Source organism: Tautonia plasticadhaerens, from assembly GCF_007752535.1.
GTDB classification, from domain to species: domain Bacteria; phylum Planctomycetota; class Planctomycetia; order Isosphaerales; family Isosphaeraceae; genus Tautonia; species Tautonia plasticadhaerens.
In genome coordinates this window covers 1311651-1328244 of the sequence record NZ_CP036426.1, presented here as the reverse complement: position 1 = coordinate 1328244, position 16594 = coordinate 1311651, and the positions used below count along the sequence as shown (strand labels likewise).

Here is a 16594-nt window from a genome sequence, read left to right as displayed (position 1 = left end):
GATCGGCCGGGCCCGGCCCGGCGACCGTCCGCTTGGTGCGGGGGGTGAGCGCTGGTAGGGTGTTCGGTGTCCCTTCCGGGCCGGTCGCGCCGGGTCCGGGGGCCAATCGAAGCGACCCGCCCCCCGCATCGGGGGACGGGAGGAGACGATTATGAAGATCGCCATCGTCATCCCCGACGGCGCGGCCGACGAGCCGCAGGGCTCGCTCGGCGACCTGACGCCCTTGCAGGCCGCCCGGACCCCGGAGATGGACCGGGTGGCCCGGGACGGGGTGCTCGGGAGGTCCCGGAACGTGCCCGACCGCTTCCTGCCGGCCAGCGACGTCGCGACGCTGAGCCTCTTCGGCTACGACCCGGAGCGGTACTACACCGGCCGGGCCCCGCTGGAGGTGGTGGCGATGGGGATCGCGCTGGGCCCCGACGACTGGGCCGTGCGCTGCAACCTGATGACGATCCTCGACGGCCGGATGACCGACTTCACCGCCGGGCACGTCTCCAGCGAGGAGGGGGCCGAGCTGGTCGCCGCGCTGAGGGCGAACGTGCACGCCGACGGGCACGAGGTCGAGTTCTTCCCCGGCGTCAGCTACCGCAACGCGATGATCTACCGGGGGAGGCCCGGGTCGCCCCCCCCCTTCGGCGACGACACGACGACCACGCCCCCGCACGACGTGCCCGACCAGCTCGCCGCCGACCACCTGCCCCGGGGGACCGGCTCGGAGCTGCTCCGTCGCCTGATGGAGGCGGGCGCCTCCGTGATCCAGGACCACGCCGTGAATCGGGCCCGGGTGGCCGCGGGCAAGCTGCCGGCCAACGCGATCTGGCTCTGGGGCCAGGGCAAGGCGCCCCGGGTGCCCACCTTCGCCGAGTTGCACGGCAAGCGCGGGGCGATCCTCTCGGCCGTCGACCTCGTGAGGGGGACGGGGATGCTGGCCGGGTGGGCCCGGGTCGACGTGCCCGGCGCCACCGGCTACCTGGACACCGACTACGCCGCCAAGGGCCGGTACGGCGTGGAGGCGTTGCGCGACCACGACCTCGTCTGCGTCCACGTGGAGGCCCCCGACGAGGCCAGCCACGAGGGCCGGGCCGACGCCAAGGTGGAGGCGCTGGAGCGGATCGACCGCGAGATCGTCGGGCCGATCCGCGAGGCGCTCGAATCGTACGGCGAGTACCGCTTGCTCGTCTCCCCCGACCACTCCACGCTGATCCGGACCCGGGCCCACGACCGGGCGCCGGTCCCCTGGGCCCTCTGCGGCACCGGCCTGTCCGGCTCGGGCAAGCCGTACGACGAGATCAGCGCCATGGAGGCCGGGGGGCCGTTCCTGGAGCGGGGATGGCAGTTGATGGGCGATCACGTCCTCAAGCGATGAGCCAAAGCGAGGCGGTTTCCGGCAGGTCCCGCCGGCGGATCAGTCGGGTCATGCGGGAGTTCGCCTCCGAGCCGGTGCCGAGGGCGATCCGTCGAATGAAACCCGGGCCGGCTGCCGGCCGTGTTCGGGCCGGCGAACCTCCGGACTTCGGGCCGTGTCCGGGAGGGTCCCCCTGCCGTCGCCGTGGCGGCCGGGGCCGCGTTCGAGCCGACCGGGAGCCGGGACGAGATGGATCACCAACCGATCGAATTCCTGATGGGAGACCGCCGGGGTGCCCACCTCCTGCTGAGGCCGGCCGAGCTGGACCGCCCCGGCGAGTCCGGGGACGACTGGCTCGTCACCGAGGTCGTGATCGCCGCCGGGGGCTTCTCGGGCCGCTTCCGCGCGTTCCTCCGCGCCGAAGAGCTGGCCGGGTTCCGGTCCCGGCTGGCGACGCTGCACGACGAACTCCGGGGCGAGGCCGTGCTCGACTGCACCGATGGCTGGCTCCGCGTGGCCGTCTCGGGAGACGGCCGGGGCGGGCTGGTCGCCCGGTGCGAGGCGACGGACGACCCGGCCATCGACAACCGCCTGAGGTTCGTCCTGCTGCTGGACCAGTCGTACCTGCCGGGGATGATCGACGGGCTCGACGCCATCCTCCGACGGTATCCGGTCGCCGGCTGAGGCGCCCGGAGGGCGACCGGGTCGACTCGGAGACGGGGCGGGCCTCCGGGATCCTCGAGATGGGGGGGCCAAGCACCCGCCCCGTCCCGGCGGCGAAGCGGGATCGGGGCGGGGACCGGGGATCCGAGGAGCCCCGGCGTCCCCCGCCGGGGCAAGCGGCGGTCGTCGATCGGCCGGAGGCGGCGAGGCGACCGGGATCCCCCCGGACGATCGGGGATCGACCGATCTGGATTCTCCGGCCTCGATCTGGCATCCTGGGACGTTCGCCCCCCGGCCAGGCGGACCGACCCCGCCCCGCGCCCCTCGACCCTTCACCCGCGACCCGACCGAGCCGAGCCGAGTCAAGGAGATCCTGCGTTGCCCCTCGTGGTCCAGAAGTTCGGCGGCACGAGCGTCGCCGACGCCGACAAGATCCTCTCCGCCGCCCGACGGGCGATCCGGGCCCATCGCGAGGGGAAGCAGGTGATCGTGGTCGTCTCGGCGCGGGGCCACACCACCGACGAGCTGATCGGCCTGGCCCGGGAGATCACCGAGCGGCCCCCGGCGAGGGAGATGGACATGCTCCTCGCCACGGGGGAGCAGGTGAGCGTGGCCCTGATGGCGATGGCGATCCAGGGGCTCGGCGTGCCGGCGATCAGCTTCACCGGGGCCCAGATCGGCATCGTCACCGACAGCTTCCACACCAAGGCCCGCATCCGCAACATCTCGACCGAGCGGATCCAGCAGGCGCTCGACGACGGCCAGGTGGTCATCGTCGCCGGCTTCCAGGGGGTGGACGAGCACTACAACATCACGACGCTCGGCCGGGGGGGGTCGGACACGACCGCCGTGGCCCTGGCCGCCGTGCTCGGGGCCGACGCCTGCGAGATCTACACCGACGTGGACGGCGTCTACACGACCGACCCCCGGATCGTCGCCGAGGCGAGGAAGATCGACCGGATCAGCTACGACGAGATGCTGGAGCTGGCCAGCCTCGGTGCCGGGGTGATGCACTCACGGTCCGTCGAATTCGCCAAGAAGTTCGGCGTCCCGATCCACGTCCGCAGCTCCTTCGCCGACGCCGAGGGCACCTGGATCGTCGCCGAGGAGGACGCCCGGCTGCTCGGCGCCAGCGTCACCGGGGCCGCGCTGGCGAAGGACGAGGCGAGGGTGACGGTGCTCGGCGTGCCCGACCGGCCCGGCGTGGTCCATGCCCTGTTCCGGAGGATCGCCGAGAAGAACATCGTCGTGGACATGATCGTCCAGAACGTGGCCACCCGGGGCCGGACCGAGGTCAGCTTCACCGTGAGCGGCGGGGACCTGGCCGAGACGCTGATGGTGGCCGAGCACGCCGCCCGGGAGATCGGCGCCGGGGGGGTGACCCACGACCCGGAGGTCGCCAAGGTCTCGGTCGTCGGCCTGGGGATGCGTGTGCACACCGGCGTGGCCCAGGCGATGTTCGAGGCCCTGGGCGGGGCCGGCGTGAACATCCAGATGATCACGACCAGCGAGATCAAGATCAGCGTGCTCGTGGATCGTTCCTCGGCGGCCGACGCGCTCCGGGCCGTCCACCGCGCCTTCGAGCTTGAGCGGCCCCGGCTGGACGACCGCCGGGAATTCGCCCCACCTCGGCGAAGGCCGGCCGACCGCAACCCGCTCGCCGGGCCCGAGGCGGGGTCGCTGGTGGGCGGGCTCGGCGGCATGGAAGACCTCGTCGTCTCGGGCGTCGAGCTGGACGAACACCAGGCCCGGGTCACCCTGCTCAACGTCCCCGACCGGCCCGGCTACGCGAGCAAGGCCTTCCGGTCGATCGCCGAGGCGGGCGTGAACGTGGACATGATCGTCCAGAACGTCCGGACCACCGAGGGCGACACCCGGCTCTCGATCACCGTCCCCCGGGAGGACGCCGACCGCGCCGCCTCGGCGGCCTCGGCGGCGGTGGGGGACCCGGGCGACGTGCTGGTCGAGCCGGGCATGGCCAAGCTCTCCGTCGTCGGCATCGGCATGAGGACGCACACCGGCGTGGCCACCCGGATGTTCGGCGCCCTGGCCGATGCGGGCATCAACATCGCCCTCATCAACACGAGCGAGGTCCGGGTCAACGTCCTCACCGACCTCGACCGCGGCCGGGAGGGCCTCGACGCACTCGGCCGGGCCTTCGACCTCGACCGGGCCCGCCCCGCGGCGGGCGCCCCGAGGACCTGAGCCGGCCCCCCGGGGCCGCAGGCCGCCGGCCCCCCGACCCTCATCGACCCGTACGGACGCTCCAATCGCCCCTCAAGCTCCGGGAACCTCGCACGTGGCACGCGACAAGGTTGTGCTCGCCTACAGCGGCGGCCTCGACACCTCGGTGGCCGTCAAGTGGATCGACGAGACGTATGGCCTGGATGTGATCGCCTACACCTGCGACCTCGGCCAGGGGCAGGACATCGAGGCGATCCGGGAGAAGGCGCTCCGAACCGGGGCCGTCGAGGCGATCGCCGAGGACGTGCGGAACCTGTTCGTCGACTACTTCGCCTTCCCCTCGCTCATGGCCGGGGCCCTGTATGAGGGGAAGTACCCGCTGGCCACGGCGCTGGGCCGCCCGCTGATCGCCCAGCGGATGATCCAGGTGGCCCGGGACCACGGCGCGGTGGCCGTCGCCCACGGCTGCACGGGGAAGGGGAACGACCAGGTCCGCTTCGACGTGACCTTCCAGACGCTCGCCCCGGACCTGAAGATCATCGCCCCGGTGCGCGAGTGGAAGTGGACGAGGACCGAGGAGCTGAAGTATGCCGCCGACCACGGCATCGAGGTCGAGGCCACGAAGGAGAAGATCTTCAGCACCGACCAGAACCTCTGGGGCCGCTCCATCGAGGCCGGGATCCTCGAAGACCCCTGGGTCGAGCCGCCCCCGGAGACGTTCCAGTGGAGCGTCGATCCGAAGGACGCGCCGGACGAGCCGGAAGTGGTGGAGCTCACCTTCGAGCAGGGCCGGCCCGTGGCGCTCAACGGGGTCGAGACCGATGGCGCCCCGCTGATCGAGAAATTGAATCAGATCGCCGGCAAGCACGGCGTGGGGCGGATCGACCACATCGAAAACCGGCTGGTGGGGATCAAGTCCCGGGAGATCTACGAGGCCCCGGCGGCCCAGGTGCTGCACGAGGCGCACCGGGAGATCGAGTTCCTGACGCTCTCCAAGGAGGCGCTCCGGTTCAAGACCCAGGTCAGCCAGACGTATGCCGACCTGATCTACAACGGACTTTGGTTCAGCGCCCTGCACCAGGACCTGATGGCGTTCGTCGCCTCGAACCAGCAGTACGTCTCGGGCGTGGCCCGGATCAAGCTATTCAAGGGGATGGCGTCGATCGTCGGCCGCAAGAGCGAGCACAGTCTCTACCGGCACGAACTGGCGACCTACGAGGAAGGTGACCAGTACGACGCCACCGCCGCGCTGGGCTTCATCACCATCCACGGGCTCGGCCAGAAGACGCAGGCCCAGCACCAGATGCTCAAGGGCCCCGGCGGCGGCCGCCGGATGGAGTTGCCCAGCATCATCCCGCCCCGGGATCCGAGGTCCTGATGGCGGTGTCGCCGCGGACCGCTACCTCCGGAAGATCCGGGCCACCTCGGCCCGGAACCCCGGCAGGAGCGGCTCGTCGTCGATCGCGTCATCGACGTTGAGCATCCTCGGGTGCGCGTCGGGGCGGTAGACGACGATCGTCCGGAAGCTCGGATCGACGACCCAGACGAGCGGGACCCCGGCGTCGAGGTAGGCCCGGACCTTCTCGGACAGCTCGCCGTAGGTGTCCGAGGGGGAAAGGATCTCGACGGCCAGCGTCGGCGGGCCGTCGACATACTTCGCCCCTTCGGGGGTCTGGGCGGCCAGCTCCGGGGAGAGGTACGCGAGGTCGATCCCGACGGTCGTGTCCGGATCCTTCCGGATGCGGACACGGGCCTCGCCGCCGAGCACGAGGCCTCGAGGCTCGGGCTGGGCCTCGACCCAATTCAAGATGAGCTGCCCGATTCGGGCATTCAGGAAGCTGTGCGGGACGTTCCTCGTCGTCATCGGCCGTTCCCTCAACGCTCCGAGGTAGAGCTCGCGGTGGACCTCGCCCTCGGGCAGCTCGAGCATCTCCTCGGTCGTCATCGGGCCCGAGGTATCGGCGGGGATCGGGCCGTCGGGATCGGCGGTCAGCAGGTCGGGGCGGATCTCGGTCGCGGTGGCCATGTCGGACCTCCCGAGGATCGGTGTCTCCGGCTTCCGTCCATTCTATCGCCCGTCAGGCCGATCAGAACGCCTTCGAGCTGTCGAGGAGGAGCGTGACGGGGCCGTCGTTGACCAGTTCGACCTGCATCGAGGCGCGGAAGGTCCCGGTCCTCGTCGGGACGCCGAGTGAGGCGATCCGGCCGCAGAAGTGATCATACAGGCGTTCGGCGTCGGCGAGGTCGGCGGCGGCGTCGAAGCCGGGGCGGCGTCCCTTGCGGCAGTCGCCGAGCAGGGTGAACTGGCTGACGACGAGGACCCCGCCGCCGACCTCACCGACGGCCAGGTTCATCTTGCCCTGGTCGTCCTCGAAGGCCCGGAGCCCGGCGACCTTCCCGGCCAGCCATTCGGAGTCGGATTCGGAATCCCCCTTGCCGACCCCGAGCAAGACCAGCCAGCCGCGATCAATCCGGCCGACGACCCGGCCGTCGACCTCGACGGAAGCCCGAGAGACGCGCTGGAGGACGGCCCGCATGGATCGATCCCGCGATTGTGGTGCAAGTCCCGGCGGCCGGGGACCGGCCGTCGATCAGACCGCGATGGGAAGCGGGGCATCGCCTTGCGTCCGGATCTTGTAATGCCCCGGGGTGCGATTGCCGGCGAAGCCGGGGGAATCCCAGGTGGGCAGCTCGCAGAGGCCGCCGCCGCAGTAGAGGTGGTGCCAAAGCTGGGTGGAGACGACCGAGGTCAGGCCGATCTGCATGATCAGGCGGCGGGGGGTGATCCGGGGCAGCCGGACCTGGAGCGAACGCTCCCGGGCCACGGCGACCGGGTCGAAGTAGCCGGTCGCCCGGAGCGACTCGGGGCTGAGGAGCTGGTCGACCCAGGCAGGCCGGTGGGGCCCGAGGAAGGTGGGGGCGAAGGAGGCCCGGAACATCGTCTTCGGCCGATTGGCGATTTTGGGGGGCAGGGTCCGCTCGGCCACCTTGCGGAGCAGCCATTTCTCGGTCCGGCCCCGCAGCTTGTACTCGGGGGCGACCCGGGAGGCGAACTCGATCACGTCCTCGTCGAGGAACGGATAGCGGCCCTCGACCGAGGAATGCATCGTGATGCGATCACCCTTGGGGATCATCAGGAGCCCGGCGAGCATGACCTTGTAGCCGACGTAGAGCGACTGGTTGAGCGGGGCCCAGCGCTTCATGTCCGGGTTGGTCAGGTCGAGGTCGTCGAAGGGGTGGTGGTCGCCGAGTCGGTCCCACATCTCGCGGGAGAAGACGAGGCGGGAGGCCTGGGAGATGGCCTCGAACATGTCCTGCTGGATCGGGCGGGTGCCGTTCATGCCTTCGACGGCGGGGGGGCGTCGAGCGTCCTTGCCGCCGAGGACGCGGAACATCAACTCCCGGCCGAAATTCATGGGTCCCCGGCCGAAGCGCCGGAAGTTCCGGTCCCGCATCTGCTGGAACTTGAACCAGGCGTAGCCGGCGAAGGCCTCGTCGGCCCCCTCCCCCGTGAGCGCGACCTTGTAGCCCTCGCGGTGGACCGCGGAGGCGAGCCGCATCAGGCAGGCGCAGGAGGTGTCGAAGACGGGGCCCTCGGCCGCGACGACGAGTTCGGGGTAGGCCTCGGCGATCATCGCCCGGTCCATGATCACGGTCGTCAGTTGGGAGCCGAGGGCATGGGCCGCCTCGGTCGACTGCGTGCGCTCGTCGGGCCCGGCGCGGTCGAGGCCGATCGTGAACGAGGGCACCGCCTCGCCCCGGTGCCGGGAGCTGAGGCCGAGCACCACCGTCGAATCCAGGCCGCCGCTGATGTAGCTGACCACCGGCACGTCGCCCCGCAGGCGACGCTCGACGGACTGGCGGAGCAGTCCCTCCAGCTCGTCGACCAGGGGGGTCGGGTCGTCGCGCCGGATCTCGTCGCCGGCGTCGGGGAAGTCGAGGTCCCAGTACTTCTTCAGCTCGACCCGGCCGTCCCGGGCGAGGAGGTAATGGCCGGGGGGGATCGACTTGACGCCGTCGAAGAAGGTGCGGGTCGTGCCGGCGCAGAAGAAGGTGAAGAGGTGATCGACGCCCTTGGGGTCGGGGACGGCGTCCACCAGGCCGGATCGCAGCAGCGCCTTGACCTCGGAGCCCCAGAGCAGCCAGCCGTCGCGCTCGGCGTAATAGAGCGGGGCGATCCCCGGGCGGTCCCGGCCGAGGATCAGGGTGCGGGTCTTGCGGTCCCAGAGGGAGACGGCGAACTGGCCCTTGGCCTTGGCGAACATGCCCTCGCCGAAGTCCTCATAGAGGTGGACCCAGAGTTCGGTGTCGCACCGGGTGGCGGGGCGATGGCCGCGGTCGAGGATCTCGCGATACAGCGCGGGATATTCGAACAGCTCGCCGTTGAAGGCGACCCAGACGGTGCGGTCCTCGTTGCAGAGGGGCTGTCGGCCGCCGGAGAGGTCGACGATCGAGAGTCGACGGGCGCCGAGGGCGAGCCCCGGTTCGAGGTGGACGTGCTCGTCGTCGGGGCCCCGGTGGGCGATCGCGTCGGTCATCGCCCGGAGCCGGGCCTCGGGGAAGGGGCGTTGGGCGCGAAGGTCGAGCGCTCCGGCGATACCGCACATGGGGGACGTCCTCCCGTCGGGGGGATGCAGGGTCCGGGGGCCGATTCGGGACGGGGGGGAGCGGGTCGGTACGGGGGCGTCGACCGGTCACGAATCGCGAGACACGAGCACCGGGGCCAATTCGGGCCGCCGGCGGGTCCGAACCCAGTATACCAACGCGCCGAACCGGCGAGTCGTCAGGCCGCCGAGGTGGAGGACCAGCCCGCGGATTCCGAGAGGGACGTAGAACGGCACGGCGACGCTCCTCGATCGGGTTTCGATGCTGCGGTGGAGGGCCGGGACGGGATGGTCAGCGAGGCGAGGACCACCTCCTCTTCCGTCCCGGCCCGGACGGGGAGGCTGCGCCGGCCGTCGCAGAGCGAGCTGCGGCCGGCGAAGCGGTCGACGATCCGGGGCATCATCGGCAACTTGCTCTCGGTCTCGCCGCACTGGTTGGCGAAGACGACCGCGATGCCGAGATCCTGGGCGACCAGCCGGGGGATCTCCCCCGAGAGCGGGCCGAGTCCCCCGTAGAGCCAGTGAGGCCGGCCGGAGCGGCGGTCGGCGAAGTCGGGCCAGGCGGCGGCGACCACGGCCAGGTCGATCCGGCCCTTGTAGTCGAGCCAGACCCGGCGATAGATCATGTCCGCGCAGATGGCGAACCCGACCCGGCCCCAGGGGGTCGACACCACCAGCGGATCCCGGCCTCGACGGAACCGGGCGCACTCCCAGAACACGAGGTGTCGCTTGCGGTACACCTCCAGCCCCCCGTCGGGGGAGCAGAAGGCGAGGGAGTCGTAGAGGTGCCCCGCGTGGTGCTCGACGTAGCCGGCCGCGACGTGGATGCCCCAGCGCCGGCTACGGTCGACGAGGTGGGAGAGGGTGCGGCCCCGGCCGTCCTCGGCGATGGGGTGGTAGTTCCCCCGGGAGCAGTAGCCGGTGTTGAACATCTCCGGGAGCACGGCCAGATCCACCCCCTCGTCCCGGCATCGGGCGAGGGAGGCGTCGGCCCGGTCGAGATTGCCGGGCACGTCCCCCGGGGTGGAGCGCATCTGGATCGCCGCGGCACGCAATTGCACGAGTCGGCCCTCCCAGGCCCTGACCGAGCGGATCGATCCCAGTCGGGCCGGATCGAAGCTCTCACTCGGTTCTTTCGGTCAATCCGTGACCGGACTCGACGCCGGATCGGCGGACGTCGACAGGACGCGTCGATCCGACCCGGACAATCGGCAAGGCCGGTTGGCGAATCGGCCCTCGGCGGCCTTGCCTCGGGACTTTAGCCATTCCGTCCCGGGCTGAACAGGCCAGTTGCGGGTGGCTCAGGGGAGCCGGATCCGGGCGTCCTCGACCGACCCGTCGGCCTTCCGGACGCGGAGGTCGATATGATCGCCCGGGCTTCGATTCCGGAGGACGTGGGCGAGCAACTCGGACTCCGTCATCCGGCCTTCCTGCCCGTCGAAGGCGAGGAGGACGTCGCCGATCTCCAGGCCGGCCCGCTTGGCGACGGCGTGCTCGCCGTACTGGCCGACGTGGTCGGCGTGCAGGGCCATCGAATCCTCGCCGAGGCCCAGCTCGTCTCGACGTTCGTCGTCCAGGTCGCTGAGCTTCATTCCGCCGAAGGCCTGGCGGCGGAGATCCCAGGTGGAGACGCGCCAGGAGATGTTGCCCGATCGCCTCCAATCGTCGGGGAGTCCCAGGGTGGTGGCGACCCGTCCGTCGCCGCGCCCGACCTCGGCCTCCAGCTCAGCGGGGCCGGATGGGGTCTGGTGCAGGATCCACTGGAGGTCGGCCGTCGAGACGAGGGGCTGGCCCTCGACCGAGGCGAGCCGGTCGCCGACGGCGATGCCCGCCTCGTCGGCCGGGGAGCCGGGGGCGACTTCCTCGACGACGACGAGCGACTCGGGATCGAGCTTGAGGCCGAGTGCCGTGGGGTCGGGGTACGGGAAGAGGACCTCGTCGGGGATCGGCTCACCGGCGTCCCGATAGACGAGGCGCTCGGCTTCCCGGACCTGGTGACAGTGGAGGCAGGACTCGACCACCTCCCCCTCGTAGTCGAGCGTCTCGCCGTAGCGGCCGGCGATGGACGGGTATTCCAGCGGGGTGGCGTACTCGGCCGGCCCGGGCTGCTTGCCCCGGAGCGAGGGGCGGACGTCGTCGTAGGAAGCGAACAGGCGGAGCGTCTCCTCCATCGCGGCCCGGAGGCCGAGCAGGGAGATGTCCTCCGTCTCGTGCCGCTCGGACCGGGTCCCGAAGCGGCCGAGGATGGTGCCGTCGGGGTGGAGGAAGACGATCGCCATCGACTGGTCGTAGTCGTACTGGAACGTGGAGAGGTCGAGCGTGTTCGCCTGCACCAGCCGGACGCAGACGAAGCGGTCCATCAGGTCCCGGATGACGGGGTCCCGGCGGGCGACGTCGTCGTCGAACTCCTGGCAGGCCTCGCAGGGGATGCAGCGCACCACCGCCATCAGCGGCTTGTCCTGCTCCCGGGCGGCGGCCATCCCCTCTCCGAGGTCGTTGTAGATCCAGGTGAGGGACTCGGCGAACGTGTCCCGGTCGCCCCGGACCCGGGTGGCCCGGTCCTGGGCGACGGCGGGGACGGCCGAGAGCACGACCGCGGCGAGGGCGAGGGTGCGAAGTCGCATCGTCGGACTCCTGGTCGGGGGGGATCGGTGACGAGGCCCGAGGCGACCAGGATATCGCATGCCCGGCGGGGCCGGAACGGGGTGCGGCCCCCGCCCCGACCCCGTCCCGGATCAGGCCCTGACCTCGCCGACGAGGTCCATGGGCAGGTCCCGGCGCTTGCGGGCACCGATGGCGAGGTAGGGCAGCGGCTTGCCCTCGATCGAGAAGCGGTGGCGGTATCGCTCAAGGAAGTACAGCTCGATGTAATTGGAGAGGATCATCCCCCGGATCAGGCTGGAGAAGCCGGAACGGTCGGACTTGTCCAGGAAGGTCTCCTTGATGTTGAAGGCGAGCCAGCCGTCGTCCTGGACCATGTTGAACGCCTCGACGAATGCCCTGGGGGGCACGTCGCCGAAGCCCAGGGCGGCGACGGTGACCAGGCAGTCGAAGGACCACTCGCCGATCTCCTTGCGGCGGGCGTCGTCCAGCTCGGTGAAGTCCTGGACGTAGTAGCCGTCGTAGACCTGGGGCCGGTCGCGCTCGGCGGCCAGCCGCGCCGATTCGATGATGTCCACGCCGACCAGCCGGGCCACGCCGTGGTTGCTCAGTTCCTCGGCCATCATCCCGTTGCCGGCCCCGAAGTCGAGCACGCGGAGTTCCGAGAAGTTCACCCCCGCCTGCTGGGTCGAGGCCCGGAGGACGCTGGCCACCTTGGCCGGCGACTGGCACTTGAGCCGGTCGTAGAAGAGCTGCTCGTACAGGCCCGGCCGCTCGTAGATCGCCCCGTAGTCGTGGAAGCGGATCTTCTTCCGATCGCCCGACTCGACGAGGTAGAAGTACGTCTCGTCCTGGTCCAGGTGGTCGACCTCGTTGACGGGGAACTGGATCCGGTAGCGGGGCTGGGTTCGCATCGATCGATGGTCCTCGGTCGCGATGGGTGGGCGGCCCGCCGGGCGCATGGGGCGGCCCGGCCGGATGCCCTCGGATTCGAACGGATTCCAATACGATTTCGTAAAATGACGCCGTCGTCGCCCCGGACGGGCGCGTCGGCCCCGGTCCTCGAGCCGCCCCGGGCGGCTCCGTTCACCGACGGCCGGGCTCGTGCCCGATGGCGGTGGCCGGGACCTCGCCGAGGAGGGCCGGTCCGGCCGATCGGGACCGCATTCCCGCGCCCCGGGGGCCTCGGGAGGGGATTGCCTACGCTCCCGGCGGTCGGGGAGGGATCGGGAACCTGGGGCGCCCAATCACCGGCCCGACGGATACCCGGGTCGCCCTCGACCCGACGCGACGACGCCCCGGCCCTGACAGGGCCGCCGGATCGCGATGGCATCCGGGGATCGGTGCGGGCCGACCGGCCCTGCGTCGCGAGGCCCCTGGGGCCTCGGCCCGACCCGGGAACCCGATCATACGAACTGGAGGCGACGCTGCCCACCCCCGGCCGGTTTCTCGAACCGGGCCGGGATCAGGTCCCCGGATCGGCCCGCCGTCCGCCCCGTCGGCGTCGGGGGGACAGGAGCGATCGGGACCGCCGGCCCGGGTTCCGCCCGATCCCGGAGCGATCCCGGCGATTTCGGGCCGCCGCTCCTGGTCAGGGACGGGCCTCATCGGCCGGGCGGTCCGGGAGACCCGCGCGGCAAGTCGGGGGAAATCGGGGGTCCGGACGGCCCCGCCCCGGCGGTCGGGCCCGGGGTGTTTGCCGGCGGATCGGCCGGGAGGCGGGACTCTCCTGCACCGGCCGATCCGGGGCCGGGCCGAGGGACCTGGGGGGCTGCCGGGGAGGAGGGCCGGGCCGGGGCGACGTCCGCGGGGGGCAGCGGGGCCTCGTCCCCCTCGAGCACGGGAGGGCCGACGGGCCTCCCCCCGCGGCGGCGGGCCCGCTCCGATCGGACCAACAGCAGGAGGACCAGCGCCCCGGCGGCGACCAACGCGAGGGAGTGCTGCACCTCCCGGATCCCCTCCTCGATCTGCCGGGCGAAGAAATAGCCCAGGCCGAACATCAGCGGGGTGCTGAGCATCACGGCGAAGAGGTCCGTCATCAGGAGCTTCAGCGGGGGATGCCTCAGGATCCCCGCCGTCAGGTAGGCGGCCGTCCGGAAGCCGACCGCGAACCGGCCGACGATCAGGATCTTCAGGCCATGCCTCTGGAAATAGCCCTTGATCTGCGCCTCCCTCGCCCGGGTCAAGAGCTTCCGGGTCAGCCGGAAGGCGAGGACGCGTTCCCCGTAGACGTACCCGAGCCCATAGACGACGAAGTCGCCCAGCAGCACCCCCACGACGCAGGCCCCGAAGGCCATCGGCCCCCACATCGCACCTTTCCTGGTGAGGATCGCCGCCAGGATGATCGGCGCCTCCTCGGGGACCGGCAGTCCCAGGCCGCCGAGCACCAACAGCAGGACGATGCCGAGGTAGCCGAATTGCTCGATCAGGTCCTCGGTCAACGCCCCGCCCCCGATCCCCGGGCTCCCTGCCTGATGTCCCCGGGTCGCCCTCGGCGGATCGACGGCGGCCGATCACGGCGGGGCGTCGCCTCCACGCAACGGCTCCCGCCGCGTCCCCGACTCGATCCGCAGCGAGCCGCCACCCCGTCTCCGGCCGTCCGGCATCGGATCCCAACCATCGACGATCACCCCCCGCTCGCCGATCGGTCCCCGCCCGCGAGCCCCTCGAAACCGAACCGCCGGAGGATCGCCCGGCCCTCCTCGCCGAGGAGCAATTCGCAGAAGGCGAGGGCCGTCTGCCGGCGGTCGCTCGCGGCGACGACGCCGAGGTACTGCTCGATCGGGTCGTGCAGGGCGGGGTCGATCGGTTCCCAGCGGATCCCGGGGGTGTCGGCCAGGGAGCGGGCGATCAGCCCGGCGTCGGCCTGCCCGGACTCCACGAACCGGCAGGCGACCCGGATCGACTGCCCGTACACCACCTTCGACTCCAGGGAGTCCCAGAGCCCCGATCGCTCCAGCACCTGCTTCCCCGCCTTCCCATACGGGGCATGGTCGGGGTTGGCCAGGGCGATGCTGCGGACCTCGGGGTCGGCCAGGGCGCCCAACCCCGAGCGCCCCGTACCGGCCGTGGCCGGGAAGGCCAGGACCAGGGGCCCGACGGCGTAGGGCCGGACCGTCGCCGGGTCGATCGCCCCGGAGTCGGCCAGGCGTCGGGCGTAGTCGAGGTTGGCGGAGAGGAACAGGTCGTAAGGCGCCCCCTGCTCGATCTGGCGGGCCAGCTGTCCCGAGGACCCGAGCACCGGGACGACCCGGACCCCCGTCCTCCGCTCGAAGGCGTCGGCCAGCTCGGGCATCGCCCCGAACAGGTCGCTGGCCGCGGCCACGTGCAGCTCGGGGGGCGGCCCGTCGGCCGACGGGCCCCGGCAACCGGGGAGGATGACCCCCGAGAGCACGACCAGCAATAACGGGACGACCCGGCCCCGGACGCCTCCGATTCCCATGCGAGCCATCCCCACCAGGCCTCGGGGCGAGCCGGGCCGACGCCCCTCGGTGCCGGAAATCCGCCTCGTGAGCATGATAACGTCGAGGGGCCGGCCCGGCGACCTCGCCCGGCGGCCGACCCTGCTGAGATTGCGTCGCCGGCCCGGGTTCGGGTATCACCATAGGCCCGAGCCGGGACTCGAAGGCGACCCCGCCGATCTCCGACCCTCCGTCCCAAGGACGTGGCGATCAGATGAAGACGGACCAGTTCCTCAAGCACTACGGGATCGTCGGTAACCCCTTCAGCGAGGAGGACGCCCAGACCGACACGGTCTTCAAGCGGGGCTGCCTCTGGACGATCCACCACCCGGCCTGGGACAAGTTCTTCGGCAGCCCGGCCGAGCCCTCCACCGCCCTGGTCTTCGGCGAGAAGGGCAGCGGCAAGACCGCCATGAGGCTCCAGGCCATCGCCGAGCTGGAAGGGTACAACGCCGACCACCCCGACTCCCGCGTCCTCGTCATCTCCTACGACGAATTCAACCCCTTCCTCGACCACTTCCGCACCGCCTTGAAGGCCCGGGACACCGCCTCGGCCCTCTCCCGGTGGAAGCTGCACGATCACATGGACGCGATTCTCTCGCTCGGGGTCACCCAGCTGGTCGACCGCCTGACCGAGGAGAAGGCGGATCTGACCCGTCTCTCTCTGGACCGTCGCCGGGACCTGCTGCTGCTGGCCGCGCTCTACGACGCCTCGACCGGTGAGCCGATCGACCGCCGCTGGGACCGCCTGCGACGCCGATCCGGATTCCGCCCGCTCTGGAGCCGCCGGGACCTCCAGATCGGCGTCGGGGTGACGGTGATCGTCGCGGCGCTGCTGGCGTCCTTCGGCGCCCTCCGGGACTGGTCGATCACCCCCTGGCTGGTCGGCATCGTGGCGATCGGCTGGCTCTACTGGGGCTGGCGGCTGCTCCGGGCCGAACTGCGGGCCCGGGACATCCGCAAGGCCCTCCGGGTCCTGAGCCGGGATCCCGGCGCCCTGCGCTGGGAGCTGCTCTGGTTCCGGCCGACCGAGCTGGCCGGCCAGCCGATGCCGACCGCCTCGAAGGGTGGGGAAGGTGAAGAGCGGTTCGAACTGCTCCGGAAGTTCCAGGGGGTGCTCAAAGACCTCGGCTACGGCGGGATCATCGTGCTGGTCGACCGCGTCGACGAGCCCCAGGCGATCGAGGGCGATCCGAGGAAGATGAAGGCCCTGGTCTGGCCGCTGCTCGACCACAAGTTCCTCCGACACCAGGGGATCGGCCTGAAGCTCCTGCTGCCGATCGAGCTGGCCTACTACCTGGACAAGATGGACAAGGACTTCTACGACCGCGCCCGGCCCGACAAGCTGAACATGATCAAGCCGTTGCGCTGGACCGGACCGTCGCTCTACGACCTGGCGACCGACCGCCTCCGCGCCTGCACCCCCGACGGCGACGGTGACGGCGAGCGCACCGATGGCGGCCCCCGCCTCCGCCAGTTTGTCGACGAGGCCGTTGCCGACGACGCCCTGAAGGACGCATTGGGCCACCTCCGCACCCCCCGGCAGCTCTTCAAGTTCCTCCACCGCCTGATCGAGGAGCACTGCCACCGCCACACCGTCGACGACCCCCGCTGGTCGGTCGACCAGGACACCTTCCGGACCGTCTACACCGACCACATCCGCAGCATCGACGCCTTCGACCGCGGCTACGGCCACGGCTGAGGACGCACCGATCGCACGGGCCGGCCCCCTGGCC

At 71.3% G+C, this 16594-nt stretch carries 13 protein-coding genes; 5 read left to right on the top strand and 8 right to left on the bottom strand.

All coding sequences use genetic code 11. The features are described 5' to 3' along the window. Positions 1 to 151: 151 nt before the first annotated feature. The 4 genes from ElP_RS05035 to ElP_RS05020 all read left to right on the top strand — a co-directional run bounded on the left by ElP_RS05035 (position 152) and on the right by ElP_RS05020 (position 5570). A complete protein-coding gene (locus ElP_RS05035; protein ID WP_145267593.1) occupies positions 152 to 1366 on the top strand; it encodes a cofactor-independent phosphoglycerate mutase in 1215 nt (404 codons plus the stop codon). Between the two features lie 228 nt (positions 1367 to 1594). Next, a complete protein-coding gene (locus tag ElP_RS05030; RefSeq protein WP_145267592.1) occupies positions 1595 to 2029 on the top strand; it encodes a WapI family immunity protein in 435 nt (144 codons plus the stop codon). 357 nt (positions 2030 to 2386) lie between these two features. Next, positions 2387 to 4213, top strand: coding sequence for an aspartate kinase (locus ElP_RS05025; protein ID WP_145267591.1), 1827 nt, complete (start codon positions 2387 to 2389; stop codon positions 4211 to 4213). Positions 4214 to 4307: 94 nt separating this feature from the next. Beyond that, positions 4308 to 5570 carry an argininosuccinate synthase gene (locus ElP_RS05020; RefSeq protein WP_145267590.1) on the top strand — a complete coding sequence of 421 codons (1263 nt, stop codon included), beginning with the start codon at positions 4308 to 4310 and terminating at the stop codon, positions 5568 to 5570. Positions 5571 to 5591: 21 nt separating this feature from the next. On the opposite strand, the gene ElP_RS05015 is transcribed toward ElP_RS05020, so the two are convergent. The 8 genes from ElP_RS05015 to modA form a co-directional block, all read right to left on the bottom strand. Then, positions 5592 to 6218, bottom strand: a complete 627-nt coding sequence (locus tag ElP_RS05015; RefSeq protein WP_145267589.1) for a Uma2 family endonuclease — start codon at positions 6216 to 6218, stop codon at positions 5592 to 5594. Positions 6219 to 6279: 61 nt separating this feature from the next. Continuing rightward, the gene (dtd, locus tag ElP_RS05010; protein WP_145267588.1) at positions 6280 to 6729 is read right to left on the bottom strand and encodes a D-aminoacyl-tRNA deacylase; all 450 of its coding nucleotides are present in this window, start codon (positions 6727 to 6729) and stop codon (positions 6280 to 6282) included. Positions 6730 to 6783: 54 nt separating this feature from the next. Continuing rightward, complete coding sequence (gene asnB / locus ElP_RS05005; RefSeq protein ID WP_145267587.1) at positions 6784 to 8799, bottom strand: asparagine synthase (glutamine-hydrolyzing); 2016 nt, start codon at positions 8797 to 8799, stop codon at positions 6784 to 6786. Positions 8800 to 8975: 176 nt separating this feature from the next. After that, the gene (locus tag ElP_RS05000; RefSeq protein ID WP_145267586.1) at positions 8976 to 9857 is read right to left on the bottom strand and encodes a carbon-nitrogen hydrolase family protein; all 882 of its coding nucleotides are present in this window, start codon (positions 9855 to 9857) and stop codon (positions 8976 to 8978) included. Between the two features lie 240 nt (positions 9858 to 10097). Then, a complete protein-coding gene (locus ElP_RS04995; protein ID WP_197446727.1) occupies positions 10098 to 11420 on the bottom strand; it encodes a Trx7/PDZ domain-containing (seleno)protein in 1323 nt (440 codons plus the stop codon). A 111-nt stretch (positions 11421 to 11531) separates the two neighbouring features. Beyond that, positions 11532 to 12311 carry a class I SAM-dependent DNA methyltransferase gene (locus ElP_RS04990; protein WP_145267584.1) on the bottom strand — a complete coding sequence of 260 codons (780 nt, stop codon included), beginning with the start codon at positions 12309 to 12311 and terminating at the stop codon, positions 11532 to 11534. A gap of 690 nt (positions 12312 to 13001) precedes the next feature. Beyond that, on the bottom strand, positions 13002 to 13838 hold the full coding sequence (locus ElP_RS40525; RefSeq protein ID WP_145267583.1) for a DedA family protein: 837 nt from the start codon (positions 13836 to 13838) through the stop codon (positions 13002 to 13004). 185 nt (positions 13839 to 14023) lie between these two features. Further along, entirely contained in the window at positions 14024 to 14839 is an 816-nt protein-coding gene (gene modA, locus ElP_RS04980; RefSeq protein WP_197446726.1) for a molybdate ABC transporter substrate-binding protein, read from the bottom strand. Positions 14840 to 15072: 233 nt separating this feature from the next. On the opposite strand from modA, the gene ElP_RS04975 reads away from it, so the two are divergent. Further along, positions 15073 to 16560 (top strand): hypothetical protein, encoded by a 1488-nt coding sequence (locus tag ElP_RS04975; protein ID WP_145267581.1) that lies wholly within the window; start codon positions 15073 to 15075, stop codon positions 16558 to 16560. Positions 16561 to 16594 lie beyond the last annotated feature (34 nt).

Bases quoted from the DNA above. Each gene is read 5' to 3' on its own strand.
- ElP_RS05035 (WP_145267593.1), top strand. From the start codon at position 152: ATGAAGATCGCCATCGTCATCCCCGACGGCGCGGCCGACGAGCCGCAG.
- ElP_RS05030 (WP_145267592.1), top strand. From the start codon at position 1,595: ATGGATCACCAACCGATCGAATTCCTGATGGGAGACCGCCGGGGTGCC.
- ElP_RS05015 (WP_145267589.1), bottom strand. From the start codon at position 6,218: ATGGCCACCGCGACCGAGATCCGCCCCGACCTGCTGACCGCCGATCCC.
- dtd (WP_145267588.1), bottom strand. From the start codon at position 6,729: ATGCGGGCCGTCCTCCAGCGCGTCTCTCGGGCTTCCGTCGAGGTCGAC.
- asnB (WP_145267587.1), bottom strand. From the start codon at position 8,799: ATGTGCGGTATCGCCGGAGCGCTCGACCTTCGCGCCCAACGCCCCTTC.
- ElP_RS04995 (WP_197446727.1), bottom strand. From the start codon at position 11,420: ATGCGACTTCGCACCCTCGCCCTCGCCGCGGTCGTGCTCTCGGCCGTC.
- ElP_RS04990 (WP_145267584.1), bottom strand. From the start codon at position 12,311: ATGCGAACCCAGCCCCGCTACCGGATCCAGTTCCCCGTCAACGAGGTC.
- modA (WP_197446726.1), bottom strand. From the start codon at position 14,839: ATGGGAATCGGAGGCGTCCGGGGCCGGGTCGTCCCGTTATTGCTGGTC.
- ElP_RS04975 (WP_145267581.1), top strand. From the start codon at position 15,073: ATGAAGACGGACCAGTTCCTCAAGCACTACGGGATCGTCGGTAACCCC.